This is a genomic window from Streptomyces sp. NPDC102270 (assembly GCF_044766405.1).
GTDB lineage: Bacteria > Actinomycetota > Actinomycetes > Streptomycetales > Streptomycetaceae > Streptomyces.
The window spans coordinates 1-25984 of record NZ_JBIWLX010000001.1; the positions used below are offsets into that span (position 1 = coordinate 1).

Annotated in this window: 20 protein-coding genes; 11 read left to right on the forward strand and 9 right to left on the reverse strand. The window is 71.5% G+C overall.

The window, feature by feature from the left end; all coding sequences use genetic code 11:
* Window positions 1–180: 180 nt before the first annotated feature.
* The 3 genes from ACIRP7_RS00005 to ACIRP7_RS00015 all read left to right on the forward strand — a co-directional run bounded on the left by ACIRP7_RS00005 (window position 181) and on the right by ACIRP7_RS00015 (window position 5444).
* Window positions 181–1617, forward strand: a complete 1437-nt coding sequence (locus ACIRP7_RS00005; RefSeq protein ID WP_403651655.1) for an FGGY family carbohydrate kinase — start codon at window positions 181–183, stop codon at window positions 1615–1617.
* Window positions 1618–1782: 165 nt separating this feature from the next.
* Window positions 1783–3516: an ABC transporter ATP-binding protein gene (locus ACIRP7_RS00010; RefSeq protein ID WP_403651658.1), complete on the forward strand. Its 1734-nt coding sequence runs from the start codon at window positions 1783–1785 to the stop codon at window positions 3514–3516.
* Entirely contained in the window at window positions 3516–5444 is a 1929-nt protein-coding gene (locus ACIRP7_RS00015) for an ABC transporter ATP-binding protein (RefSeq protein ID WP_403651661.1), read from the forward strand. Before ACIRP7_RS00010 ends, ACIRP7_RS00015 begins: the two co-directional genes overlap by 1 nt.
* Before the next feature lie 34 nt (window positions 5445–5478).
* Here ACIRP7_RS00015 and ACIRP7_RS00020 read toward each other — a convergent pair whose 3' ends face one another.
* The 5 genes from ACIRP7_RS00020 to ACIRP7_RS00040 all read right to left on the reverse strand — a co-directional run bounded on the left by ACIRP7_RS00020 (window position 5479) and on the right by ACIRP7_RS00040 (window position 12329).
* Window positions 5479–6768 carry an RNA polymerase sigma factor gene (locus ACIRP7_RS00020; RefSeq protein WP_403651664.1) on the reverse strand — a complete coding sequence of 430 codons (1290 nt, stop codon included), beginning with the start codon at window positions 6766–6768 and terminating at the stop codon, window positions 5479–5481.
* Between the two features lie 147 nt (window positions 6769–6915).
* Window positions 6916–8820, reverse strand: a complete 1905-nt coding sequence (gene dnaG / locus ACIRP7_RS00025; protein WP_403651667.1) for a DNA primase — start codon at window positions 8818–8820, stop codon at window positions 6916–6918.
* Window positions 8821–8849: 29 nt separating this feature from the next.
* The gene (locus ACIRP7_RS00030) at window positions 8850–10115 is read right to left on the reverse strand and encodes an NAD(P)/FAD-dependent oxidoreductase (protein ID WP_403651670.1); all 1266 of its coding nucleotides are present in this window, start codon (window positions 10113–10115) and stop codon (window positions 8850–8852) included.
* A 156-nt stretch (window positions 10116–10271) separates the two neighbouring features.
* Window positions 10272–11513: a deoxyguanosinetriphosphate triphosphohydrolase gene (locus tag ACIRP7_RS00035; protein WP_352383675.1), complete on the reverse strand. Its 1242-nt coding sequence runs from the start codon at window positions 11511–11513 to the stop codon at window positions 10272–10274.
* A 42-nt stretch (window positions 11514–11555) separates the two neighbouring features.
* Window positions 11556–12329 carry a sirohydrochlorin chelatase gene (locus ACIRP7_RS00040; protein ID WP_403651673.1) on the reverse strand — a complete coding sequence of 258 codons (774 nt, stop codon included), beginning with the start codon at window positions 12327–12329 and terminating at the stop codon, window positions 11556–11558.
* 223 nt (window positions 12330–12552) lie between these two features.
* Here ACIRP7_RS00040 and ACIRP7_RS00045 point away from each other — a divergent pair, with 223 nt between their 5' ends.
* Complete coding sequence (locus ACIRP7_RS00045; protein WP_403651676.1) at window positions 12553–13239, forward strand: vancomycin high temperature exclusion protein; 687 nt, start codon at window positions 12553–12555, stop codon at window positions 13237–13239.
* A 379-nt stretch (window positions 13240–13618) separates the two neighbouring features.
* Window positions 13619–15700, forward strand: coding sequence for a molybdopterin oxidoreductase family protein (locus ACIRP7_RS00050; RefSeq protein ID WP_403651679.1), 2082 nt, complete (start codon window positions 13619–13621; stop codon window positions 15698–15700).
* Window positions 15701–16025: 325 nt separating this feature from the next.
* Here the strand turns inward: ACIRP7_RS00050 and ACIRP7_RS00055 are convergent, their stop codons facing one another.
* Both ACIRP7_RS00055 and ACIRP7_RS00060 read right to left on the reverse strand, forming a co-directional pair.
* The gene (locus ACIRP7_RS00055; RefSeq protein WP_403651682.1) at window positions 16026–16181 is read right to left on the reverse strand and encodes a hypothetical protein; all 156 of its coding nucleotides are present in this window, start codon (window positions 16179–16181) and stop codon (window positions 16026–16028) included.
* Between the two features lie 193 nt (window positions 16182–16374).
* On the reverse strand, window positions 16375–16797 hold the full coding sequence (locus tag ACIRP7_RS00060) for a gamma-glutamylcyclotransferase family protein (protein WP_403651685.1): 423 nt from the start codon (window positions 16795–16797) through the stop codon (window positions 16375–16377).
* Window positions 16798–16928: 131 nt separating this feature from the next.
* Here ACIRP7_RS00060 and ACIRP7_RS00065 point away from each other — a divergent pair, with 131 nt between their 5' ends.
* Entirely contained in the window at window positions 16929–18584 is a 1656-nt protein-coding gene (locus ACIRP7_RS00065; protein ID WP_403651688.1) for a M4 family metallopeptidase, read from the forward strand.
* A 67-nt stretch (window positions 18585–18651) separates the two neighbouring features.
* Here the strand turns inward: ACIRP7_RS00065 and ACIRP7_RS00070 are convergent, their stop codons facing one another.
* Window positions 18652–19233 (reverse strand): NADPH-dependent FMN reductase, encoded by a 582-nt coding sequence (locus tag ACIRP7_RS00070; protein ID WP_403651691.1) that lies wholly within the window; start codon window positions 19231–19233, stop codon window positions 18652–18654.
* A 276-nt stretch (window positions 19234–19509) separates the two neighbouring features.
* On the opposite strand from ACIRP7_RS00070, the gene ACIRP7_RS00075 reads away from it, so the two are divergent.
* Together ACIRP7_RS00075 and ACIRP7_RS00080 are read left to right on the forward strand one after the other, a co-directional pair.
* Window positions 19510–20031, forward strand: coding sequence for a hypothetical protein (locus ACIRP7_RS00075; protein WP_403651694.1), 522 nt, complete (start codon window positions 19510–19512; stop codon window positions 20029–20031).
* Between the two features lie 112 nt (window positions 20032–20143).
* The gene (locus ACIRP7_RS00080) at window positions 20144–20770 is read left to right on the forward strand and encodes a class F sortase (RefSeq protein ID WP_403651697.1); all 627 of its coding nucleotides are present in this window, start codon (window positions 20144–20146) and stop codon (window positions 20768–20770) included.
* Here ACIRP7_RS00080 and cpt read toward each other — a convergent pair.
* Window positions 20754–21299: a chloramphenicol phosphotransferase CPT gene (gene cpt, locus ACIRP7_RS00085; protein ID WP_403651700.1), complete on the reverse strand. Its 546-nt coding sequence runs from the start codon at window positions 21297–21299 to the stop codon at window positions 20754–20756. The two genes, ACIRP7_RS00080 and cpt, sit on opposite strands and share 17 nt — an antisense overlap.
* Window positions 21300–21717: 418 nt before the next feature.
* Between cpt and ACIRP7_RS00090 the strand changes: the two genes are divergently transcribed.
* From ACIRP7_RS00090 to nirD, 3 genes are read left to right on the forward strand one after another with little or no spacing between them, the layout of a single operon-like run.
* Window positions 21718–22932 (forward strand): NAD(P)/FAD-dependent oxidoreductase, encoded by a 1215-nt coding sequence (locus ACIRP7_RS00090; protein ID WP_403651703.1) that lies wholly within the window; start codon window positions 21718–21720, stop codon window positions 22930–22932.
* Window positions 22932–25535, forward strand: coding sequence for a nitrite reductase large subunit NirB (gene nirB, locus ACIRP7_RS00095; RefSeq protein WP_403651705.1), 2604 nt, complete (start codon window positions 22932–22934; stop codon window positions 25533–25535). The genes ACIRP7_RS00090 and nirB overlap by 1 nt, the downstream gene beginning before the upstream one ends.
* The gene (gene nirD / locus ACIRP7_RS00100; protein ID WP_389821779.1) at window positions 25532–25882 is read left to right on the forward strand and encodes a nitrite reductase small subunit NirD; all 351 of its coding nucleotides are present in this window, start codon (window positions 25532–25534) and stop codon (window positions 25880–25882) included. The genes nirB and nirD overlap by 4 nt, the downstream gene beginning before the upstream one ends.
* Window positions 25883–25984: the final 102 nt, after the last annotated feature.

Here is a 25984-nt window from a genome sequence, read left to right on the forward strand (position 1 = left end):
CCCGAAGCCCAGGCCCACCCCGACCCCCCACCCCCCCCCAACACCCCCCCCCCCCCCCCCCCCGCCACCCCCCCCCCCCCCCCCCGCGCCGCCCGCCCCCCCCCCCCCCCCCCCCCCCCCCCCCCCCCCCCCCCGCGGCCGCGCGCACCATCGCGACGCTACGCCCATAGAATTTCCGCCATGGGGATAGTCGCCGGGTTGGACAGCTCACCCGAATTCACTCGCATCGTCGTCTGCGACGCGGACACGGGTGCCGTGCTCAAACAGGGGTACGCGCCGCACCCGGTCGAAGGCCGCCCGTCCGACGTCGACCCCCAGGCCTGGCTCCTGTCCCTCGGCGAGGCCGCCGGGGGCGGTCTCCTCGAAGGAGTGCAGGCCATCGGTGTGTCGGCCCAGCAGAACGCCGTCGTGCCGCTGGATGCCCAGGGCAACACCGTGCGCCCCGCCATGGTCGGCGGCGACAAGCGCGCGCAGGTCGCCGCGGCCGACCTGGTCGACGCGCTCGGCGGGCGCGAGGCGTGGGCGCAGTCGGTGGGATGTGTGCCACAGGCCGCGCAGCCCGTCACCAAGCTGCGCTGGCTGAACAAGACCGAGCCCGACGCCGCCCTGCGCACCGCCGTGCTCCTCCAGGCGCACGACTGGCTGGTGTGGCAGCTGCTCGGCCGGCCGGTGCGAAGGACCACCGACCGCGGCGGCGCCTCCGGGACCGGCTACTGGTCGGCCGCCACCGGCGCCTACCGCTCCGACCTCGTCGAGCTGGCTCTCGGCCACCCGGCGATGCTCCCCGAGGTGATCGGTCCCTCGGACGCGGCCGGTACGACCCCGGAGGGACTGCTGATCTCCGCCGGGACCGGGGAGACCATGGCCGCCGCCTTCGGTCTCGGGATCGGGCTCGGGGACGCCGTCGTCTCGCTGGGCGCGTCCGGGTCCGTGATGGCCGTGCACCCCGAGGCGCTCGTCGACAACACCGGGATGATCACCTCCCTGGCCGACGCGACCGGCATGCACCTGCCGGTCGTCACCACCCTGAACGCCGTACGGACCCTGCGCGGGGCCGCCGAGATGCTGAGCCTCGGTGACCTCGAGAGCCTGTCCGACCTGGCGATGAAGTCGACGCCGGGCGCCCACGGCCTCGTACTGCTGCCCTATCTGGAAGGTGAGCGGACGCCGAACCTGCCGCACACCGCGGGGACGCTGACCGGCCTCAGGCGCGAGTCGATGAAGCCGGAGCATGTGGCGCGGGCCGCGTTCGAGGGCATGCTGTGCGGGCTCGCCGACGCGCTCGACGTGCTGCGCGGCCGGGGGGTCGAGGTGCGGCGGGTCTTCCTGCTGGGGGCGGCCGCCGAGCTGTCCGCGGTACAGGCCGCCGCGCCCGCGCTGTTCGGCGCGCAGGTCGTCGTGCCGCAGCCCGCGGACTACGCGGCGATCGGTGCCGCCCGGCAGGCGGCCTGGGCGCTCGGGGTGTCGCAGGGCACACTCGACCCGCGCACCCCGCCGATGTGGCAGGGTCCGGCCGCGCAGGTCCTGGAGCCGGGCGAGGAGCTGGCGGTGGGGCAGGCGGTGCGGCAGCAGTACGTGTCGGTGCGGGAGCAGACGTATCCGGGGGCGTTCCGCTAGACCTCGGAAGGTAAGACTCCGGTAGGAGCGGGTGGCCGCGAGGACCCGGAAGGCCGTACGGAGCACTGCTGTCGGCTTAATCGGTTGAGGTAACACGGGTGGAGTGTCCGACGATAGGGGCCAGGGGCAACCACTCGCCCCGTCGCCGACTCCGAGAGACGTAGCGTGCTCATACGACTTCTGCGGACCTATCTCAGGCCCTACAAGAAACCCATCACCATCCTGGTGCTGCTGCAGTTCCTGCAGACCTGCGCCACCCTCTACCTGCCCACGCTGAACGCGGACATCATCGACCACGGCGTCGTGAACGGAGACACCGGCTACATCCTCAGCTTCGGCGCGCTGATGATCGGCATCTCGCTGGCGCAGGTGGTGTGCAACATCGGGGCCGTGTTCTACGGCGCCCGGACCGCCGCCGCGCTCGGCCGGGACCTGCGGGCGGCGGTCTTCGACCGGGTGCAGTCGTTCTCGGCGCGCGAGGTCGGCCAGTTCGGTGCGCCCACGCTGATCACCCGTACGACCAATGACGTGCAGCAGGTCCAGATGCTGGCTCTGATGACGTTCACCCTGCTGGTGTCGGCGCCCATCATGTGCGTGGGCGGCATCGTGCTGGCACTCGGCCTGGACGTGCCGCTGTCCGGGGTGCTGGTGGCCGTGGTGCCGACGCTGGGCATCTGCGTGACGTTGATCGTACGGCGGCTGCGGCCGCTGTTCCGGTCCATGCAGGTGCGTCTCGACACGGTGAACCGGGTGCTGCGCGAGCAGATCACCGGCAACCGGGTCATCCGGGCGTTCGTGCGTGACTCGTACGAGGAGGAGCGCTTCCGGAAGGCGAACAGCGACCTGACGGAGATCTCCCTCAAGACGGGCAACCTGCTCGCGCTGATGTTCCCGGTGGTCATGACGACGGTGAACCTGTCCTCGATCGCGGTGGTGTGGTTCGGTGCCCACCGGATCGACAGCGGCGGGATGCAGATCGGCGATCTGACCGCGTTCCTCGCCTATCTGATGCAGATCGTCATGTCCGTGATGATGGCCACCTTCATGTTCATGATGGTGCCGCGCGCGGAGGTCTGCGCCGAGCGCATCCAGGAGGTCCTCGACACCTCCTCCAGCGTGGTGCCTCCCCTGGCCCCGGTCCGCGAGCTGCGACGGCACGGGCATCTGGAGATCCGGGGCGCCGGCTTCCGCTATCCGGGCGCCGAGGAGCCGGTGCTCAAGGCGATCGACCTGGTGGCCCGGCCCGGCGAGGTGACGGCCGTGATCGGCTCGACCGGCAGCGGCAAGTCCACCCTGCTGGGGCTTGTCCCCCGGCTGTTCGACGCGACCGACGGCGAGGTCCTCGTCGACGGGGTGGCAGTCGCCGAGATCGAGCCGGTGCTGCTGGCCAAGACCGTCGGGCTCGTGCCGCAGAAGCCGTATCTCTTCGCGGGGACCGTGGCGACCAATCTCCGCTACGGCAATCCGGACGCCACGGACGAGGAGCTGTGGCGCGCGCTGGAGGTGGCGCAGGCCAAGGGCTTCGTCGAGGGGCTGGAGAACGGCCTCGACTCCCCCATCGCGCAGGGCGGCACCAATGTCTCCGGTGGTCAGCGGCAGCGGCTCGCCATCGCGCGCACGCTCGTGCAGCGGCCGGAGATCTACCTCTTCGACGACTCCTTCTCCGCCCTCGACTACGCGACCGACGCGGCCCTTCGCGCGGCGCTCGCCGAGGAGACCTCGGAGGCGACCGTCGTGATCGTCGCCCAGCGGGTGGCCACCATCCGCGACGCCGACCGGATCGTCGTCCTCGACGAGGGCCGGGTCGTCGGCACCGGCACCCACCGCGAACTGATGGCGGACAACGAGACCTACCGGGAGATCGTGCTCTCCCAGCTCACGGAAGCGGAGGCTGCCTGATGGCCGGGCCCATGGGGCGCATGATGGCGGGCGGCGGTCCCGAGAACCGGTCGATCGACTTCAAGGTGTCCGGCAGGCGGCTGCTCGCCCAGTTCAAGCCGGAGCGGCTGACCCTCTACGCGATGCTGTTCTGCGTCGTGCTGAGCGTCGGCCTGAACGTGGTCGGGCCCAAGATCCTCGGCGAGGCCACCGACCTGGTCTTCGCGGGCATCATCGGACGGGAGATGCCCGCCGGCGCGAGCAAGGAAGAGGTTCTCGCGCAGATGCGGGCGCGCGGCGACGGTCAGGTCGCCGACATGCTCCGCAGCACCGACTTCACGCCCGGCGAGGGCATCGACTTCACCGCAGTGGGCCATGTCCTGCTGTTCGCGGTCGGAGTGTTCCTCATCGCGGGGCTGCTGATGGCCGTGGCGACGCGGCTGGTCAACCGGACCGTCAACCGCACGGTGTTCCGGATGCGCGAGGACGTGCAGACGAAGATGTCGCGGCTGCCGCTGTCGTACTTCGACAAGCGCCAGCGCGGCGAGGTCCTGTCCCGGGCCACCAACGACATCGACAACATCGGGCAGACCCTGCAGCAGTCGATGGGCCAGCTCATCAACTCGCTGCTCACCATCATCGGTGTGCTCGCGATGATGTTCTGGGTGTCCTGGCTGCTGGCCCTGGTCGCGCTGGTCACCGTGCCGCTGTCGTTCGTCGTCGCCACGCGCGTGGGCAAGCGCTCGCAGCCACACTTCGTGCAGCAGTGGCGCACCACGGGCAAGCTCAACGCCCACATCGAGGAGATGTACACCGGGCACAACCTGGTGAAGGTGTTCGGCCGCCAGGAGGAGTCGGCGGCGCAGTTCGCCGAGCAGAACGAGGCGCTGTACGAGGCCGGGTTCAAGGCGCAGTTCAACAGCGGGGTCATGCAGCCGCTGATGATGTTCGTCTCGAACCTCAACTACGTGCTGGTGGCGGTCGTCGGCGGGCTGCGGGTCGCCTCCGGTTCGCTGTCCATCGGTGACGTGCAGGCCTTCATCCAGTACTCCCGCCAGTTCTCGATGCCGCTCACGCAGGTGGCGTCGATGGCGAACCTCGTGCAGTCGGGTGTCGCCTCGGCCGAGCGGATCTTCGAACTCCTGGACGCGGAGGAGCAGGAGGCGGACCCGATGCCGAGCGCGAAGCCCGCGGAGCTGCGCGGGCGGGTCGCCCTGGAGCACGTCTCCTTCCGATACGACCCCGAGAAGCCGCTCATCGAGGACCTCTCGCTGAAGGTCGAACCCGGACACACGGTCGCGATCGTCGGCCCCACGGGAGCCGGCAAGACCACCCTGGTCAACCTCCTCATGCGGTTCTACGACGTCTCGGGCGGCCGGATCACCCTCGACGGCGTGGACATCGCGACGATGTCCCGGGACGACCTGCGCGCCGGGATCGGCATGGTCCTCCAGGACACCTGGCTGTTCGGGGGCACGATCGCGGAGAACATCGCGTACGGCGCCTCGCGCGAGGTCACCCGGGGCGAGATCGAGGAGGCGGCCCGGGCGGCCCACGCGGACCGGTTCATCCGGACCCTGCCCGAGGGCTACGACACCGTGATCGACGACGAGGGCAGCGGGGTGAGCGCGGGTGAGAAGCAGCTCATCACCATCGCCCGGGCGTTCCTGTCGGACCCGGTGATCCTGGTCCTCGACGAGGCGACGAGTTCGGTGGACACCCGCACCGAGGTCCTGATCCAGAAGGCGATGGCCAAACTGGCGCACGGCCGCACGTCGTTCGTCATCGCGCACCGTCTGTCGACGATCCGGGACGCGGACACCATCCTGGTGATGGAGAACGGCTCGATCGTCGAACAGGGCACGCACACCGACCTGTTGGAGGCCGGCGGGGCGTACGCGCGCCTGTACAAGGCGCAGTTCGCGCAGGCGGTGGCGGAGGTGGACTAGCTGGAGGGGGCCGTTGGGAAACGGCCCCCTTTCCTCAGTCCAGATAGCCCCGCAGCTGATCCGCGAAGGCGTGATCCCGCAGCTTGTTCAGAGTCTTCGACTCGATCTGCCGTATCCGCTCCCGGGTCACTCCGAAGATCCTCCCGATCTCCTCCAACGTGCGCGGCCGCCCGTCGGCCAGGCCGTACCGGAGTTGGACCACCTTGCGCTCACGCTCGCCCAGGGTCGACAGCACCGCCTCCAGGTGCTCCCTGAGGAGCAGGAACGCCGCCGACTCGACCGGTGAGGCCGCGTCGCCGTCCTCGATGAGGTCACCGAGGGCGACGTCGTCCTCCTCGCCCACGGGGGCGTGCAGGGACACCGGTTCCTGAGCCAGGCGCAGGACCTCGCTGACGCGCTCGGGGGCGAGGTCGAGCTGGTTCGCGACCTCTTCCGGGGTCGGTTCGTAGCCGCGTTCCTGGAGCATCCGGCGCTGGACGCGGACGACCCGGTTGATCAACTCGACGACGTGGACCGGCACCCGGATCGTGCGGGCCTGGTCGGCGAGGGCCCGGGACATGGCCTGGCGGATCCACCAGGTGGCGTAGGTGGAGAACTTGTACCCGCGGGCGTAGTCGAACTTCTCGACCGCGCGGATCAGGCCCAGGTTGCCTTCCTGCACCAGGTCGAGCATGGTCAGGCCGCGGCCGACGTACCGTTTCGCGACGGACACGACGAGCCGCAGGTTCGCCTCGATGAGGCGGCGCTTGGCCATCCGGCCCAGCACGACCAGCCGGTCCAGGTCGAGCGCCAACTGACTGTCCAGGTAGGGGGTGTTGGTCAGTTTCTCCTCGGCGAACAGGCCGGCCTCGACCCGGCGGGCGAGGTCGACCTCCTCGGCCGCGGTGAGCAGCGGGATGCGGCCGATCTCCCGCAGGTACTGGCGGAACAGGTCCGAGGACGGGCCGCCGGTGTCGACGCGGCCGCGGGGCGGCTCGGGCGGTTCGACCGGTTCGGTCTCCACGTTCGCGAGGACTTCGGCGGGCGGGGTGTCCGGTTCCGCCTCGGGGTGGTGCGCGACACGGTTCTGCGGGGGCACCGCGACGAGAACGTCGGGCTCGGCGTCCTGCTCTGTCGTGTCGTCCGTACTGTTCTGGGTCTGTGTGAGGGTCTGGGTCTGCACGGGGGCGACCTCCAGGATGATCGCTGCCGAGGAGGGCGGCAGCGGTACTTCGGGGGCGGAGTCGGCGGCCTCGCCGCTGTCCGTCCCGTACGCGATGAGCGGAACCGCGGGGGTCTGGGACCCGTTGGGGACGGATCGGCCGCGCTCCGAGGACTCAGGCACCGGAACCCAGTGTGGAGTACGACACATCACCGCCACGAGGGGCGTGCGGTGACTTTTTGAGTCCGGTCCGTGACCGGGTGGTTACTCCGCCCTGCGCGTGCGCGGCCCTGCGGCACGCGAAACCGCTGATCAGGGGTGGCGCACGGCTCAGAGGGCGGAGGGGCCCTCGTCCTGGAGGGCGCGGTCGTAGCGGGTAAGGATCATCATCTCGTTCTGGACGGCGGCCGACTGGGCCGGATCCGTGTGGCCGGTGCGGGTCAGGACACTCTGGAGTTCGGTGAGCCGACGGGCGACGGCCCTGCGGCGGACCGTGACCAGTTGTTCGCCTGCGTAGTTCTCGTCGACCGTGCGCCGCATGATCGCCTCGACGGCCAGCTCGGTGACCATCGCGCGAACCGCGTCGTCGGGGGCGGCCTCGCGGACCCGGACGAGATAGTCCTGGGAGTCCTGGACGCCGTACTCCGCGCCGCCCGCGTCCATGATGGCCTGGCGTACGGCGGCGTAGGGCGAGGCGGTGAACTCGTCGATGCCGTACGCGTCGAAGGCCGGGGAGACCAGTTCGGGGCGCTGCAGGGCGAGCTTGAGCAGCTCGCGCTCGGTGGCGTAGACGGGGTTGCGCAGGGTGAGGGCCGGGCCGGAGACGGCGGGCCGGTGGACGGTGTCGTACTGCCGCTGCTGCGGGCCGCGTCCCGAGGGGGCCGGTCCCTTGCCGCCGCGGTCGCGGGCCCACCGGGCCAGCTGGGCCACCCGCTTGACCACGAACTGGGTGTCGAGGATGCCGAGCATGCCGGCGAGCTGGACGGCGACCTCGTGCTGGGCGCCGCTGTTCTTGATGCGGGCGACGATCGGGGCGGCCTCGTCCAGGGCGGCGGCGCGGCCGGCGGGGGTGTCGAGGTCGTAGCGGACGACGATCTGGCGCAGCGCGAACTCGAAGAGCGGGGTGCGGGGTTCGACCAGGTCGGCGACGGCGTCGTCGCCCTTGGCGAGGCGCAGGTCGCAGGGGTCCATGCCGTCCGGGGCGATCGCGATGTAGGTCTCGGCGGCGAACTTCTGGTCGTCCTCGAAGGCGCGCAGGGCGGCCTTCTGGCCGGCCGAGTCGCCGTCGAAGGTGAAGATCACGCGGGCCGAGCCGTTGTCCATGAGGAGCCGGCGCAGGATCTTGATGTGGTCGGTGCCGAAGGCGGTGCCGCAGGTGGCGATGGCGGTGGTGACGCCGGCGAGGTGGCAGGCCATGACGTCGGTGTAGCCCTCGACGACGACCGCGCGGGAGGCCTTGGCGATGTCCTTCTTCGCGAGGTCGATGCCGTAGAGGACCTGGGACTTCCGGTAGATCGCGGTGTCGGGTGTGTTGAGGTACTTGGGTCCGTTGTCCGCCTCGTAGAGCTTTCTCGCGCCGAAGCCGACGACGTCCCCGCCGATGTCGCGGATGGGCCACATCAGACGGCCGCGGAAGCGGTCGATGGGGCCGCGGCGGCCTTCCTGGGCCAGGCCGGACAGGAGGATCTCCTTGTCGGTGAAGCCCTTGCCGCGCAGGAAGCGGGTGAGGTGGTCCCAGCCCTGGGGGCTGTAGCCGACGGAGAAGTGCCTGGCCGCGTCCTGGTCGAAGCCGCGCTCGGCGAGGAACTGGCGGCCGGTGTCGGCCTCCGGGCTGGTGGCCAGCTGCTCCATGTACCAGTCGGCGGCGATCTTGTGGGCCTCGACCAGGCGGATGCGCTCGCCGCGCTGGTGGGAGGGGTTGTAGCCGCCCTCCTCGTAGCGCAGGGTGATGCCGGCCTGGGCGGCCAGGCGCTCGACCGACTCCGAGAAGGTGAGGTGGTCGACCTTCATCACGAACGTGATGGTGTCGCCGCCCTCCTGGCAGCCGAAGCAGTGGAAGAGGCCCTTGCTCGGACTGACCTGGAAGGACGGCGACTTCTCGTCGTGGAAGGGACACAGGCCCTTGAGGTTGCCACCGCCCGCGTTGCGCAGCTGGAGGTACTCGGACACCACGGCGTCGATCGGGACCGCGTCCCGTACCGCCTTCACGTCCTCGTCGTTGATCCGTCCTGCCACGCGTGAAGTCTACGGGGAGGTACCGACACCTACGGGACGAGGCTGACGAGGGGAACGTGCGGGTCCGCCAGCGCCTCCGTGTCCACCTGAGCCCCGGATCGGATCAGGTTCTGGATCGGCTCCGTGACGTCCCACACGTTGACGTTCATCCCGGCCAGCACACGGCCCCGCTGCACCCAGAAGGCGATGAACTCCCGCTTCCCGGCGTCTCCCCGGATCACCACTTCGTCGTACGAGCCGGGGGGCGCCCAGCCGCTGTACTCCATTCCCAGGTCGTACTGGTCGGAGAAGAAGTAGGGCACCCGGTCGTACGTCACCTGGCGGCCCAGCATCGCGCGCGCCGCCGCCGGGCCGCCGTTGAGCGCGTTGGCCCAGTGCTCGACGCGCAGCCGGTTGCCGAAGAGGGCGTGGTGGAAGGAGGCCACGTCGCCCGCCGCGTAGATGTCCGGGTCGGAGGTGCGCAGTTGTCCGTCCACGGCGATGCCGCCGCCGTGCGCCCGGTCCGCCAGCTCCAGCCCGGCCGCCTCCGCGAGGGCCACGCGCGGGGCCGCGCCGACCGCCGCGAGGACGTCGTGCGCGGGGTGCTCCTCGCCGTCGTCGGTCCGGGCCGCGAGGACCATGCCGTCCTGCCCGACGATCTCCGTCAGTCTCGCCCCGAAGTGGAAGCGGACGCCGTGCTCGCGGTGCAGCTCGGCGAAGAGGTTGCCGAGCTCGGGGCCGAGGACGGAGTGCAGCGGGGTCGACAGGGGCTCGACGACGGTGACCTCGGCGCCGTACTCCCGGGCCGCCGCCGCGACCTCCAGGCCGATCCAGCCGGCGCCGGCGATCACGAGGTGGCCGTTGTCCCTGCCCAGGGTGGCCAGGACGCCCTTGAGGCGCTCGGCGTGGGCGAGGCGGCGCAGATGGTGGACGCCCGCGAGGTCGGTTCCCGGGATGTCCAGCCGGCGCGGCTCCGCGCCGGTCGCCAGCAGCAGCTTGTCGTAGCGGACGGCGGTGCCGTCCGCGCCGAAGCGGACCGTCTTCGCCGCCCGGTCGATGGCGTCCACGGTCTCGCCGAGGTGCAGCTCGATGTCGTGCTGCGCGTACCAGGCGGGTTCGTGGACGAAGGCGCTGTCGCGCTCCTCCTTGCCGAGGAGGTAGCCCTTGGAGAGCGGCGGGCGCTCGTAGGGGTGGTCGCGTTCGTCGCAGATCAGTATCACGCGGCCGGTGAAGCCCTCCGTCCGGAGCGTCTCGGCCGCCTTGGCGCCGGCGAGACCTCCTCCCACGATGACAAAAGTCTGATCCGCGTCGACCACTTGATTCCTCCTCGTAAGGGTGCCGCCCACATGGGAGCGTCCCGCACGGAGCGTGATGGGGGAAGAGGGAGTGGCCCGATCAGGCCACGGAGGGTCACATTCGGGCACGATTCATGTCACTCCGGACTTCTCCGCATGACTTCTGTCCCGCAAGCATCACAGGTGGTCCGTGAGACGGGCGTGAAGCGAACGCGCCGACGCGTCGGTGAGGGACGCGATCTGGTCGACGATCACCCGCTTGCGCGCGCGGTCGTCGGACGCCCGGTCGAACAGCGCGCGGAACTGCGGGTCGAGGCCGTCCGGGGCGCGGGCGGTGAGCGCCTCGGCGAGTTCGGCGACCACGATCCGCTGGTCGGCCCGCAGCCGCTCCTGCTCGGCGCGCTGCATGACGTACCGGTCGGCGACGGCCTTGAGGACCGCGCACTCCAGGCGGGTCTCGTGCGGTACGACGAGTTCGGCGCCGTACCTCGTGAGTCTCCCGGTGCCGTACCGCTCGCGCGTGGCGGCCTCGGCGGACAGGCAGAAGCGGCCGATGAGCTGACTGGTGGCGTCCTTGAGGCGGGCCTGGGCCACGGCCGAGCCGTCGTAGCCGTGCGGCCACCACGGTTGCTCCTGGAGGCGGTCCAGTGCGGCGGCGAGTTCGGCGGGGTCGGTGTCCTCGGGGACGTACCTGCCGAGAGCGACCTCGAAGACCGCCCGGCGTTCCGGTTCGGCGTGCAGGCAGTTGGGGTCGATGTGGCCCGCGTGCAGGCCGTCCTCCACGTCGTGGACCGAGTAGGCCACGTCGTCGGACCAGTCCATGACCTGGGCCTCGAAGGTGGTGCGGGCGTCGGGGGCGTCCTTGCGGATCCAGTCGAAGACGGGGCGGTCGTCCTCGTAGACGCCGAACTTCCGGGACGGGTGCCCTCCGCGGGGCCAGGGGTATTTGGTGGCCGCGTCGAGGGTGGCCCTGGTGAGGTTCAGCCCCACCGACCCCTCTTCGGTGAAGCGCTTGGGCTCGATGCGGGTCAAAAGCCGCAGGGACTGGGCGTTGCCCTCGAAGCCGCCGCAGTCGTCGGCGAATTCGTTGAGTGCCTGTTCGCCGTTGTGGCCGAAGGGAGGGTGGCCGAGGTCGTGGGCGAGACAGGCGGCCTCCACCAGGTCGGGGTCGCAGCCGAGGGCCGAGCCGAGTTCGCGGCCCACCTGGGCGCATTCCAGGGAGTGGGTGAGACGGGTGCGGGGGCTGGCGTCCCACGCCTGGCTGAGGGTTCCCGGGGTGACGACCTGGGTCTTGCCGGCGAGCCTTCTGAGCGCGGCGGAGTGGAGGATGCGGGCGCGGTCGCGTTGGAAGGCGGTGCGGCCGGGGCGCTTGTCGGGTTCTGGGGCCCAGCGTTCGGTTGACTGCAGGTCGTACGGCATGCCTCGACAGTACGGGCACGGACTGACAATTCGCCTGCTCCCTCAGGCAGCCGCGGTCGCCTGCCGCGCCCATGCCCGGTCGTAGCGGTGCAGGACCAGGTCCGCCATCGCGGGGTGCGTGCCCAGCGGGGCCGAGGCGATCCACGGCGCCTTTTGCGCGCACTGGGTCGCGAACAGGCCCGGCGCCGTGAAGTACGACGCCACCGCCACCCTGTCGCGGCCTCGCGCCGCCAGTGCGCGGATCGCGGTGTCGACCGTCGGGGTCGCCGCGGAGGCGTAGGCCGGGACCACGGGGACGCCCAGGCGGTCCGACAGGAGGTGAGCGGTGCGGCGGGTGTCCACGGCCGAGTCCGGGTCGCGGGAGCCCGCCGCCGCGAGGACCACCGCACTGGTACGGCGAGTCTCCTCGTCCGTGCTCCAGCCCGCCTCGGTCAGGCGGGCGTGCAGGGTCTCCACGAGCAGCGGGTGCGGGCCCAGCGGGGCGGCCACGCGGGTGCGTGCGGCGGCGGCCGCCGCCATCTCCGGGATGTCGCGCTTCACGTGGTAGCCGCGGGAGAGCAGGAGCGGGACCAGGACCGCCTCCGCCGTACCCAGGGAAGCCAGGGTGTCCGGGAGCAGCGGCTCGTTGAGCTCGATGTGGCCCAGGTGCACCGGCAGTCCGGGGCGCTGCTCGCGGACCTGGTCGAGGAGTTCGTGAACCGTCTTCAGGGTGCGCGGGTCACGGCTGCCGTGGGCCACCAGGACGAGCGCGGGCGGCTCGGCGCGGCGCCTGTCGTCGAGGGAGACGAGACTGGGCTGGCTGCTGATCCGGTTCATGGATCGATGGTCGCGGCCGGAGATTGCCTCCCCGTTTCCTGGCAATGACGCGTCCTTTCCAACGGTTCACGCGGGCGGGCGGCAGGATGTGAGGTGCCATGCCCCGTGCCATGACCTGGGGGTTCGCCCTCAGGAGTGAGCGTGGTCACGCGTCGGCGGACGAACCGATCGCCCTGCCGGCACGTCTCTGCTTGTCGAACAACCGACCGGGAGGGGCCGTCCGATGCGACTGCCGAGGGTACGCAGACCGCGGCTGCCACGCACGCGTACCGGGCGGCGCAGGCTCGTGCAGGCCGTGATGGCTGGGTGTGTGCTGGCGCTGCTGCCGTCCACCTGGATGTACGTCGCGACGGACGGCCGGCTGCGGACGACGGCCGACGCGCCCCGCACCGAAGTGGCCGTGGTCTTCGGAGCCGGGCTGTGGGACGGCGAGCCGTCGCCGTATCTCGCCCACCGGCTCGACGCGGCGGCGAAGCTGTACCGGGCCGGGCGGATCAGGGTCGTCCTCGTCACCGGTGACAACAGCCGCGAGGACTACGACGAGCCCGACGCCATGCGCGCCTATCTGACCCGGCACGGCGTCCCGGGCACCCGGATCGTCCGGGACTACGCCGGCTTCGACACCTGGGACTCCTGCGTCCGCGCCAAGAAGATCTTCGGCGTGGACAGGGCGGTCCTCATCAGCCAGGGGTTCCACATCCGGCGCGCGGTCGCGCTCTGCCAGGCGGCGGGCATCACGTCGTACGGCGTCGCCGTGACCGACAGGCACAACGCCACCTGGTACTACGGCGGTACGCGGGAGCTCTTCGCGGCGGGCAAGGCGGCCGTGGACGTGGTGTTCCGGCCGGATCCGCGGTTCCTGGGACCGAAGGAGCCGGGCGTGGCGAACGCGCTGGCCTCCGCGCGCTGAGCAAGTGGGTGCGGCGGGTCCGGCCCGTGCGGGCACCTCGACCAGCCCGGTGGCGCAGGGCTCCTTCTCCTCGAGCGTTGCGGCTTCGGCCGGAACTCGGTCCGGAGACGGCGTCGTGGACATCGCGGCCAGTCCGGGAGACCAGGCGGCCGAGGTCGTGGCCCTGCGTGCAGCCGGTTGGGCGGCCTGGTTCCGTACCCCCGAGGAGGGGCTCGCACCCCACATTCACGCTCTCGGCGTCCGGACGGGCGATGCGGAAGGTGACCGTGGGGCGAGCCGTGTTCCTCACCGCACGGTGGTGTCACGGGGGAGGTCGCCGTCTTGGGCGCGTAACACGGAGCCGTCCCCGGCGTAACACGGCCGACGCACGCTGAAAGGCATGCAGAACTCCGTGACGCCCACGCACTGCCCGTACTGCGCCCTGCAGTGCGGCATGAACCTGACCCCCGCTCCGGACGGGACCGTCGAGGTGAGCGAGCGCGCGGACTTCCCGGTGAACCGGGGGGCCCTGTGCGGCAAGGGCCGCACCGCGGCCGCGGTGCTCTCGTCCCGGGTGCGTCTGACCTCCCCGTTGGTGCGCTCCGGGGGCACACTCGTGCCCGCCACCTGGGACGAGGCACTGGACCGGATCGCCGAGGAGTTGTCCCGCACGCGCACGGAGCATGGCCCGGACGCGTGCGGGGTCTTCGGCGGGGGCGGCCTCACCAATGAGAAGGCGTACACGCTCGGCAAGTTCGCGCGAGTCGTCCTCGGCACCTCGCAGATCGACTACAACGGGCGCTTCTGCATGTCGTCCGCGGCGGCCGGCGGTATGAAGGCGTTCGGCCTGGACCGCGGGCTGCCCTTCCCGCTGGAGGACATCCCGAAGTCCGGCTGTGTGATCCTCGTCGGCTCGAACCTCGCCGAGACCATGCCGCCGTCCTTGCGGTTCTTCACCGAACTGCGGGAGAACGGCGGCACGCTGATCGTCATCGACCCGCGCCGCACCAAGACCGCCGAACAGGCCGACCTGCATCTGATGCCCCGGCCGGGCACGGACCTCGCCCTCGCGCTCGGGCTGCTGCACCTGGTGGTGGCGGAAGGCCTGGTCGACGAGGAGTACGTCAGTGAGCGCACGGTCGGCTGGGAGGACGCGCGGGCCGCCGCGATGGCCCACTGGCCGGAGTACGTGGAGCGGATCACCGGCGTGCCGGTGCCCCAACTCCGGGAGACGGTACGGATGTTCTGTGAGCCGGAGTCCGCGATGGTGCTCACCGCGCGCGGGCCCGAGCAGCAGTCCAAGGGCACCGACACCGTGAGCGCGTGGATCAACCTGTGCCTGGCGACCGGGCGCGCGGGACGGCCGTACAGCGGCTACGGCTGTCTCACCGGGCAGGGCAACGGACAGGGCGGGCGCGAACACGGCCAGAAGGCCGACCAGTTGCCCGGCTACCGCAAGCTGGACGACCCTGCGGCGCGGGCTCATGTCGCCGAGGTGTGGGGCGTGGACCCCGACTCGCTGCCCGGACCGGGGCGCAGCGCCTACGAGTTGCTGGACGCGCTCGGCACGGACATCAAGTCACTGCTGCTGATGGGCTCCAACCCGGTGGTGTCGGCGCCGCACGCCGCGCACATCGAGGAGCGCATCAAGTCCCTGGACTTCCTGGCCGTCTGTGACGTCGTGCTGTCGGAGACGGCGGCCCTCGCGGACGTGGTGCTGCCGGTCACGCAGTGGGCCGAGGAGACGGGCACGACGACCAACCTGGAGGGGCGGGTGCTGCTGCGCCGGAAGGCGATCACGCCGCCGGACGGCATCCGCAGCGACCTGGACGTCATGCACGAACTCGCCGACCGGCTCGGGGTGGAGAAGGGCTTCCCGACCGACCCCGAGGAGGTCTTCGAGGAGCTGCGCCGGGCGAGCGCGGGCGGCCCGGCCGACTACTCCGGGATCACGTATCGGCGGCTGGCGGAGGAGAACGGGGTGTTCTGGCCGTGCCCGACCGAGGACACGGCGGTGCACCCCGGCACCCCCCGCCTCTTCCTGGACCGCTTCGCCCACCCCGACGGCCGGGCCCGCTTCGTCTCCGTCTCGCACCGGGCGATCGCGGAGGAGCCCGACGCGGAGTACCCGGTGCTGCTGACGACCGGGCGGGTCGTGGCCCAGTACCAGTCCGGCGCGCAGACCCGCCGCGTGGACGAGCTGAACGCCGCCGCGCCGGGCCCGTTCGTGGAGCTGCACCCACGGCTCGCGGAACGACTGGGGGCGGCCGAGGGCGACCCGGTGGCCGTGGTCTCGCGGCGCGGACGGGCCGTGGCACCGGCCCGCATCACGCTCGGCATCCGGCCCGACACCGTCTTCATGCCCTTCCACTGGTACGGCGAGGGCCGCGCCAACACCCTCACCAACCCGGCACTGGACCCGACATCCCGAATGCCGGAGTTCAAGGCGTGCGCGGTGCGGGTGGAGGCGGTCAAGTCGTAGGGGGATGCCAACTGCTTGCCGGGGAGCGTGGGCAAGGGCTATTTGACTCGAACGTGTGATGGTCGGCTTCCTGGCTTGCGGGTACGGCGCCAGCGTGCGGGGCCCCCGCTCCACCGCAGTGACGGTTCGGGTCCTCCCCGTCGCCTCTGGCCGTGCCCATCTGGCCAGGTCGCGCAGGGCTGCGTCCGTCAGCGGCCCCCGGCCGCAGGGGCCTCCCGGGATCGGACCATGGACAGGATCCGTGTCGCTGCCTCGGGGTTGAGTATGCCGGGGACCAGCTCGCCCAAGACCGTTCGGGGCGCGCGGCTGAACGGGCTCACCCCGCTCAGTCCACAGGAACGGTGGAGGCGAGCCGCTGGGCGTGGGCTGCGGTGGTTCGCAGGGGCTGTGCGCCGAGGCGGACACCGAGCCGGTAGGCCAGGACGGACGCCGAGTTGGTGCGCCAGGGCAGGCGTCCAGCCGGTACGCCGGGCCGGTACATCAGCCCCGTGCGCCGGGCCGGTACGCCAGGGCGGTGCCCCGGGGCAGACGCCGGGCGACCGGTGCATCACGGCAGCCGCCGAGCCCGTACGCCGGGGCGGCACCCTCCCGTCAGGGCCGACGGCGACGGTCGAGGCCGGCCGGGGGCCCCGTGCGGGCCGCTCACGCACGCAGGCCGCACGGCTCGCAACCGCTCAGCGGCCGGACAGCCAGTCGCCGCTCTCGATGAGCCTGCCGCGGGTGCGCAGACGGGCGGCGACGGGGGGCGCGGCCACGTACACCCACGCGCGGACGGCTCTGCCGTCGGCTGTCCTGGTCACTTCGCGTGCGACCCGTTCGTACAGGTTGCGCGGGTCGCCCGGGGCGTACTCCTCCAACTCGTCGAGGGCGGCCAGCAGTTCGGCGTAGGTGTCGGCCCGCGGGGTGACGAGTTCCCCCATGACCTCTCCCCCGGCCCCCTCGACGGCGTACGGATAGCCGGGCCCGTCGTACAGCAGCGCGCCGGTGAGGCGGCCCGGCTCCTCGGAGCCGATACGGCCGCGCAGGAGGAGGTCGTGGTTGGCCTCGCCGGGGCGGAGGGTGCCGTAGACGAAGAACGGGAGTCTCGCAGGGGTCACAGAAACGATTCTCTCCTCCCCCACATCTGCACGTGACGCGGTATGGACACGGCTTGTCATGACCTCTTAAATCTTCGACAACGTCCGCGCCACCCCCCACGCGCCCCGTTGGCGCCTTTCAGAGGAGACCGATGAGTCGGATACGGCCGTACGTCCGAGGTGCCCGTTCCCGTCGTCTCGCCACCGCCGGAGTGGCCGCCACCGCCGCCACCCTGCTGGCCGCCGCCCTCTCCCCCGCCGCCGGTGCGGCAGACAGGCCGACCAGGGCCACCGCGCTCGAGAACGCCGCCTCCGTCCTGGCCGACCGGGCCCCGGCGCTGGGGCTCACCTCCGCCCAGGGCACCAAGGTCCGTGACGTGATCGTCGACGCCGACGGCACGCAGCACGTCCGCTACGACCGTACGTACCGCCAACTCCCCGTGCTGGGCGGTGACTTCGTGGTCCACCTGGCGCCGGACGGGGCGTACAAGAGCTCCTCGCGCGCCACGAGGAGCGCGATCTCCCTGTCGAGCGTCACTCCGGCCCTGTCCGCCCCGAAGGCGGCCGACCTCGCGGCGAACGCGCTGAAGGCGGCCAACCTCGGCGAGACGCTGAGGAAGCTGACCGCCAAGCCGCAACTGGTCGTCGACGCGCTGCACGGGGCGCCGAAGCTGGCCTGGCGGACCGACGCCGCCGCACAGGACTCCCTCGGCAACCCGGTCGCGCGCACCGTCCTCACGGACGCCCGCACGGGTGCGCAGATCGACGCCTGGGACAGCATCGAGCAGGCCGCCGGGGACGGGAAGTCGCTGTACAGCGGCACGGTGGCGCTGGAGACGACGCAGTCGGGGTCGACGTACCAGCTCAAGGACGCGACGCGCGGGAACACGTACACCGGCGACGCGGCCAACAAGACCGACCTGTGCTTCCTCAACATCTGCTTCAGCCGGGCGCCCGCGACCCTGTTCACCGACGCCGACAACCACTGGGGCACGGGGGCGAGTGCGGACCGGGCCACGGCGGCGGTGGACGCGCAGTACGGCACCGACGTCACCTGGGACTACTACAAGAAGGTCCACGGGCGGAACGGGATCGGCGGGGACGGCAAGGGCTCCTACAACCGCGTCCACTACGGCAACAACTACAACAACGCCTTCTGGGACGACAGTTGTTTCTGCATGACGTACGGCGACGGTGACGGGACGCAGCTCGGTCCGCTGGTGTCGCTGGACGTGGCCGGCCACGAGATGTCGCACGGCGTGACCTCGAAGACGGCGGCGCTGACCTACTCTGGCGAGTCGGGCGGCCTCAACGAGGCGACCTCCGACATCTTCGGCACCCTGGTGGAGTTCTACGCGGGCAACTCCTCGGACGCCGGCGACTATCTGATCGGCGAGAAGATCGTCCGCTCCGGTTTCGGACGGGACGCCCTGCGCTACATGGACAAGCCCTCAAAGGACGGCAGCTCCGCGGACTCCTGGAGCAGCTCGGTCGGCAACCTCGACGTCCACTACTCCTCCGGCGTCGCGAACCACTTCGCCTACCTGCTGGCGGAGGGCAGCGGAGCCAAGACCATCAACGGCGTCAGCTACAACTCCCCCACCTCCAACGGCTCCACGGTCACCGGCATCGGCCGCGACAAGCTGGGCGCCATCTGGTACCGGGCGCTGACGGTCTACATGACGTCCTCGACGAACTACGCGGGGGCGCGGACGGCCACCCTGAACGCGGCGAAGGACCTGTACGGCGCGGGCAGTACGGAGTACAACGCGGTGGCGGCGGCCTGGAGCGCGGTGAACGTGAACTGAGAGCTCTCGCGTGAGACACGGCCGCCCCGGGTTCCGGGGCGGCCGTTTGCGTCGGACCCGGAAAGCGTCACTTGCCGTAAGGCTGGTCGGCCCTCCCCGCCCTCAGCACCCTCCCCCACCACACCAGCTGGTCCAGCATCGTCTTGGCCGCCGCGTCCGGACCCGACGGGTCCTTCGGGCGGCCGTCGGTGAAGGAGCCTCCCGCGTTGTGGAAGCTCACCGTGTCCCTGACCGTCACCGCGTGCAGTTCGGCGAAGACCTGGCGCAGGTGCTCGACAGCTCGCAGGCCGCCCGAGATGCCGCCGTAGGAGACGAGGGCCACCGGCTTGGCCTGCCACTCCGTGAAGTGCCAGTCGATCAGGTTCTTCAGGCCGGCCGGGTAGCTGTGGTTGTACTCAGGAGTGAGGACGACGAAGGCGTCCGCCGAGGCGAGCTTGGGGGTCACCGAGGCGAGGGCGGCGGCCGCCCCGGGGGTCGGGGCCATGGACATGGGCAGGTCGGCCTCGGCCACGTCCACGACGTCCGCGACCAGGTCGTCGCGGTCGCGGAGGCGGTCGAGGAGCCAGTCGGCGACCACGGGACCGAAGCGGCCGTGGCGGTTGCTGCCGATGACCAGGGTGACGCGGAGAGGTGCGGTGTCTGTCTGCATGAGGGACAGCCTGATACCTCGACCAAAGTTGAGGTCAAGCGCGGACCGCGGCCGACGGGTCACCCGTTCACACGCGCACCCTGCGCCCTTCGGGTTCTCTTCCGCGACCTGCCCGCCGCACGGCGATGACCTGCTGAAACTCCGGCCGACCCGGCCCGGGGCACAGCGATCTGACACCCATTCACCGCATTTCTGACGCTCTCTCAGGGAGCGGACTCGGCCCACTGCCACTTACCTCGAAGGCACAGGGACCCACCGAGAGCTCGAAGGAGCACCATGCGCCCCACCACCCGCCTGCTGACCGGCAGCGCGCTCGCCGTCGCCGCCGCGGGCCTCTTCTGTGCGCCCACGTACGCCGGGGACACGGGCGGGCTCGAGGTGTTCCCGTCCTCCGTGGTGCCGGGCGGGCAGGTCACCGTGAACACGGCGGCGTGCGGGGACGGCGGTCCGGCTGCGGGGGACGCCAGCGCGGTGGGCGCGGGCACCTTCACGCTGGCGCCCAGCACGCACGAGGGTGACGCGATCGGGCAGTTCCGGGTGCCGCCGAGCGCGCAGCCGGGGACGTACGAGATCGTCGCGACCTGTGCGCAGGGCGACCGGCGGGTGACCGGTGACCTGGTGGTGACGCTGACGTCCCAGCGTCAGCCGGTGTATCCCAGGGGAAGTGTGAAGACGGGGGTCGGTGGCGCTCTGGGCCCCGATCCCGTGCAGACCGCGGCCGGCGTGGCGGCTCTCGCCGTCGCCGCCGCGGGCGGTACCTGGCTCCTGCATCGCCGGGCGAGAGGCGACGGGATCTGACGGACACCCTCCGCTGTCCGTCCGCCGGTACCGCATGTCCCCTCCCCCTCCGGGTCCGACGCCCCTCGCGGCCCGGAGGGGGACGGGCAGGCCAGCCGTAGAGGAGGCTCCTGTGCGCAACCGCAGCTTGGGCAACACCGCCATAGCGGGTGTCACCGTGATGGCCCTGTGCAGCGGCGCGTGGCTGCTGCGCAGCGGCGCCGAGACGCACCCCCCGCCGCAGCCGTCGGCCGCCGAGGCGCACGCGGGCGGGGACAGCGGGCGGTCCGCCGCCCCCGCCCTGCCGCCGTCCCCGCCCGACCGTGTCCGCATCCCCGCGATCCATGTGGACGCGCCGCTGACGGCCCTGGCCCTGACGGTGAGCGGCAGCCTCGATGTGCCGCCCGCCGCGAAGAAGAACCTCGCCGGCTGGTACGAGGCCGGCACCGCCCCCGGTGAGACGGGCACCGCGATCGTCGCCGGGCACGTCGACAACGCCGAAGGGCCCGCCGTCTTCTACGACCTCGGTGCCCTGCGCAGGGGCAACGCGATCGAGGTGGACCGGCGCGACGGAAGCGTCGCGGTGTTCACGGTGGACGCGGTCGAGGTGTACGACGCGAAGGGCTTCCCCGACGAGAAGGTGTACGGCGCCGCGAAGCGGCCCGAGCTGCGGGTGATCACCTGTGGCGGGGGCTACTCGCGCTCGACCGGTTACCGGGGGAACGTGGTGGTTTTCGCGCACCTCACGGGGAGCCGCTGACGACCGCCTCGGCGATGGTGCGCGCGCAGTCCGGGGACCCGGTGCGAGTGGTGTCGACCTCGATGTCGTAGACCACGCTCTGGTGGACGCTCTCGGCCTGCTTCTCGGCCATCCCCGGGACCCGGTCGCCCCGCGCGAGCTCGCGGCCCGCGGCGACGGCGGCCTCGCAGCGCACGCCGACCCACAGGACCTCCAGTCCGGCCAGGGCGTGTCGCCAGCGTTCCTGGGAGTGCGGGCCGCCGAGGAAGACGTCGTCTACAACGACCCGGGCACCCGCGCGGGCGGTCGCGGCGAGGCCCGCCATCCAGGCCGCCTCCAGCCGCGTGAAGTCCGCCCCCACGCTCACCCCGCCGTCCGCCGTGATCTCCAGGCCCGCGTCCGACTCCTGCAGGGCGGGGGGCATCGAGTCGACGAAGTCGTCGATGCTGAAGGCCAGCCACGGCTCGGGCAGCACGGTCTGAAGGCAGCGGGCGATGGCTGTCTTGCCCGCGCTGGAGCCGCCGTTGAGCACGATCACCTGAGTCGTCACGGCGTCACGGTAGCGCCGGGGGAGCCGTTGTTCGTACGCAATATCCGCGACTTGCGCGAAGACGAGGGCCCCCAGGACGGCCGGCGTGGCGGCCGGCTGCCATCGGACGGCGCCGGGTCGAGCGGACCTCGCCGGTGTTCCCGCGTCGGTGCGCGGCCGACGTCCCCGGCGGCCGGGAGGCCGGGCAGCGGGACCGGATCGCGGTCAGCGGCCCGTCGGACGTGATCGCGGCCCCGGGCGACGGGATACATGCAGGTCCCACGCACCCGGCCCGCCCGGGGGACGACGTCCTCACAGCGCACTCCCGCCGCGCGCCCCGAACCCTCACACCCGCCCCCGGCCCCAGCTGAGGGCAGCGTTCCTCGCGGGAAACAGAGGTGATGCGGTCGGGTAACACCCGCAACGCACGCTCGTGGACATGACCTCGAATACGCGTGTGGTGGTGATCGGCGCCGGGCTCGCGGGCGTCCGGCTCGCCCGGCGGCTCGGCGAGCTCGGCACGCCCGTGACGCTGATCGGCGAGGAGGAGCACCGCCCGTACAACCGGGTGCTCCTCGCCGAGGTGCTGGCCGGACGGTACACCCCGGACGTGATCGCGCTCCCGGCGCCGGCCGCGCTGACCCGTGCCCGGGTCACCGGCATCGACCGCGGGGCACGGACCGTCGAGTGCGCGGACGGTTCGAAGATCGCATACGACCGGCTGGTTCTGGCCACCGGCTCGAACCCGGTACTGCCGCCGCTGCGCGGTCTGTTCACCCCCGACCACGAGCTGCCGCGGGGCGTCCACGCCTTCCGCACCATGGACGACTGCCTGGGTCTGTCCGAGGCGGTCCGGCCGGGAGTGAAGGCGGTCGTGATCGGCGGCGGACTCCTCGGGGTCTCCGCGGCCCGCGCGCTCGCCCAGCGCGGCGCCCAGGTCATCCTGGCCCAGCAGTCCGAGCGGCTGATGGAGCGCCAGCTCGACCCGAGCGCGTCCAAGCTCGTCCGGCGCCACCTCGTGGACCTCGGCGTCGAGGTCCACACCGATCTGCGCGTGCGTGACGTGCGCTGTGTCGGCGGCGCGGTCCGCTCGGTCGAGATGGCCGACGGATACGCCCTGGACGCCGAGATCGTGGTCCTGGCCTGCGGGGTCCACCCCCGTATCGGTCTGGCGCAGACCGCGGGCCTCGACGTCCGCAAGGGGATCGTCGTCGATGACGAACTGCGCACCTCCGACCCGCACATCCACGCGATCGGCGACTGCGCCCAGCACGACGGCAATGTCTACGGGCTCGCCACCCCGGCGCTCGAACAGGCCGACGTACTGGCCGAGTTCCTGGCCGGCCGGACGAACGCCCGCTACACCGGCACCCGTTCGCTGACCCGGCTCACGCTCGCCGGACAGACGGCCTTCGACCTGGCCGCGTTCGGCGAGACCGAGGCGCTCCCGGGCGACGACGTCGTCCAGCTCACGGACGCCACCCGCGGCACCTACCGCAAGGTCGTCGTCCGCGACGACCGCCTGGTCGGCGGGGTCCTCGTCGGCGAACTCGGCACCGTCGGCGCGCTCGCCCGCGCCTGGGAGGGAGCAGAGCCGCTGCCCTCCGCCGGCGGACCGCTGCTCCACCTGCTCACCAACGATGGAGGCTCCTGATGACCGCCAGCCCGGAGGCCATGGAGGCCACCCCCACGATCGTGCTCGTCGGCCACGGCATGGTCGGCCAGCGCTTCCTCGAAGCGCTCGCCGAGCGCGGCATGACCGCCACGCACCGCGTGGTCGTGCTGTGCGAGGAGCCGCGTCCCGCGTACGACCGCGTCGCGCTCACCTCGTACTTCTCGGGCAAGACGCCCGAGGAACTGTCCGTGACGGACATGGAGTTCATCGAGACGCACGGCATCGAGCTGTACGTCGGTGACCCGGCCGTCGCGGTCGACCGCGAGGCGAAGAAGGTCACCGCGAAGTCCGGGCAGGTCTTCGCGTACGAGACCCTCGTCCTGGCCACCGGCTCGTACCCGTTCGTGCCACCGGTCCCGAACAAGGACGCCAAGGGCTGCTTCGTCTACCGCACGATCGAGGACCTCCTCGCCATCGAGGAGTACGCGAAGACCCGCACCACCGGTGCCGTGGTCGGCGGCGGTCTGCTCGGTCTGGAGGCGGCCGGCGCGCTGAAGGGTCTCGGACTGACCTCCCACATCGTGGAGTTCGCGCCGCGGCTGATGCCGGTGCAGGTCGACGAGGGCGGTGGTGCGGCGCTGCTGCGCACCATCGAGCAGATGGGCCTGAGCGTCCACACCGGGGTGGGCACGCAGGAGATCGTGGTCGACGAGGCCGGTGCCGTCACCGGCATGAAGCTCTCCGACGGCAGCGAACTCGCCACCGAGCTGGTGGTGTTCAGCGCCGGTGTCCGCCCCCGCGACCAGCTGGCCCGCGACTGCGGCCTCACGGTCGGCGAGCGCGGCGGCATCGCGGTCGACGAGCAGTGCCGTACGGTCGCCGACCCGCACGTCTTCGCGATCGGCGAGTGCGCGCTGGCCGCCGACGGCCGGGTGTACGGCCTGGTGGCCCCCGGTTACGAGCAGGCCGAGACGGCGGCGGCGACCATCGCCTCCGACGAGGCCGCCTTCCTGGGCGCCGACCTCTCGACCAAGCTGAAGCTGCTCGGCGTGGACGTGGCGTCCTTCGGTGACGCGCACGGCGCGACCGCGGACTGCCTCGACGTCGTCTACTCCGACTCCCGCGCGGGCCTGTACAAGAAGCTGGTCATCGGCCGGGACGGCACGCTGCTCGGCGGCATCCTGGTCGGCGACGCGGAGGCGTACGGCACGCTGAAGGCGTTCACCGGTTCCATCCCGCCGGTCAAGCCCGAGTCGCTGGTGCTGCCGGCCGGGGCCGGGGAGTCCGTCCAGCTCGGCCCGACCGCGCTGCCGGACGACGCGATCATCTGCTCCTGCAACAACGTCCGCAAGGGCACGATCCGCGCCGCGGTCACCGACCACCAGTGCACGACCGTGCCCGAGGTGAAGAAGTGCACCAAGGCCGGTACGACCTGCGGCAGTTGCGTCAAGGTGCTCGGCCAGTTGGTCACCGCCGAGCTGGAGGCGTCCGGCGTCGAGGTCGACAAGGGCCTGTGCGGCTGCTTCTCGCAGACCCGCGAGGAGCTCTACGAGATCGTCCTCGCCCTGCGCATCAACACCTACCAGGACCTGCTGGACCGCTACGGCCGCGACGGCGCCAAGGGCGGCGACGGCTGCGAGATCTGCAAGCCGGCGGTCGGTTCGATCATCGCCTCCCTCGCCCCGACGATCGGCGCGAGCAACTACGTCCTGGACGGCGAGCAGGCGGCCCTGCAGGACTCCAACGACCACTTCCTCGCCAACATCCAGAAGAACGGCTCCTACTCGGTCGTCCCCCGCATCCCCGGCGGTGAGATCACCCCGGAGGGCCTCATCGTGATCGGCGAGATCGCCCGCGACTTCGGCCTCTACACGAAGATCACCGGCGGTCAGCGGATCGACATGTTCGGCGCGCGCGTCGAGCAACTCCCCCTCATCTGGACCCGTTTGGTGGACGCGGGCTTCGAGTCGGGACACGCCTACGGCAAGTCGCTGCGCACGGTGAAGTCCTGCGTCGGCCAGACCTGGTGCCGCTACGGCGTCCAGGACTCGGTCCGCATGGCGATCGACCTGGAGCTGCGCTACCGCGGTCTGCGCTCCCCGCACAAGCTCAAGTCGGCGGTCTCCGGCTGCGCCCGCGAGTGCGCCGAGGCCCAGTCGAAGGACTTCGGCGTGATCGCCACGGCGAGCGGCTGGAACCTCTACGTCGGCGGCAACGGCGGCGCGACCCCGCGCCACGCGGACCTGCTGGCCCAGGACCTCACCGACGCCGAACTGATCAAGCTCATCGACCGGTTCCTGATGTTCTACATCCGCACCGCGGACCGGCTGGAGCGCACCTCGACCTGGCTGGAGCGCATCCCCGGCGGCCTGGACCACGTCCGTGACGTGGTCGTGGAGGACTCCCTCGGCATCTGCGAGGAGCTGGAGTCCCTGATGACGGCCCACGTGGCGCACTACGCCGACGAGTGGGCGACCACCATCAACGACCCCGAGAAGCTCGCCCGGTTCGTGTCCTTCGTGAACGCCCCGGACACCCCCGACCCGGTCGTCGGCTTCGTCCCCGAGCGCGAGCAGATCAAGCCCGACCTGCCGCTGCTGACCATCGGCCACCGTCCCCTGGAAGGAAGCGCCCAGCGATGACCCTGGCACCCGAGACCACCGACCTCAAGGTCGAACTCCAGCTGAACGGCGACTGGTTCGCGGTCTGTGAGCTGGCCCGACTGCTCCCCGGCCGGGGGGTGGCGGCCCTGCTGCCCGACGGTCGGCAGGCGGCCCTGTTCCGCGACCGCGCGGGCAATCTGTACGCCATCGACAACCGCGACCCCTTCGGCGGCGCGGCGGTCCTCTCCCGCGGCCTGACCGGCACCCACCAGGGCCGCCCGTTCGTGGCCTCACCGCTGCTGAAGCAGCGGTTCGACCTGGAGACCGGGCAGTGCCTGGACGACGAGTCGGTCAGGATCACGACGTACGAGGTGCGGGCGGCGTAACGGGACCACGACGGCCGTTTCACAGCACACGGCCGAGGCTGGGCCCCTGCTCCGGCGGGGGCCTTCCTCATGCCCGCCGAGGCCTCCGAGGTCTCGAGAAGC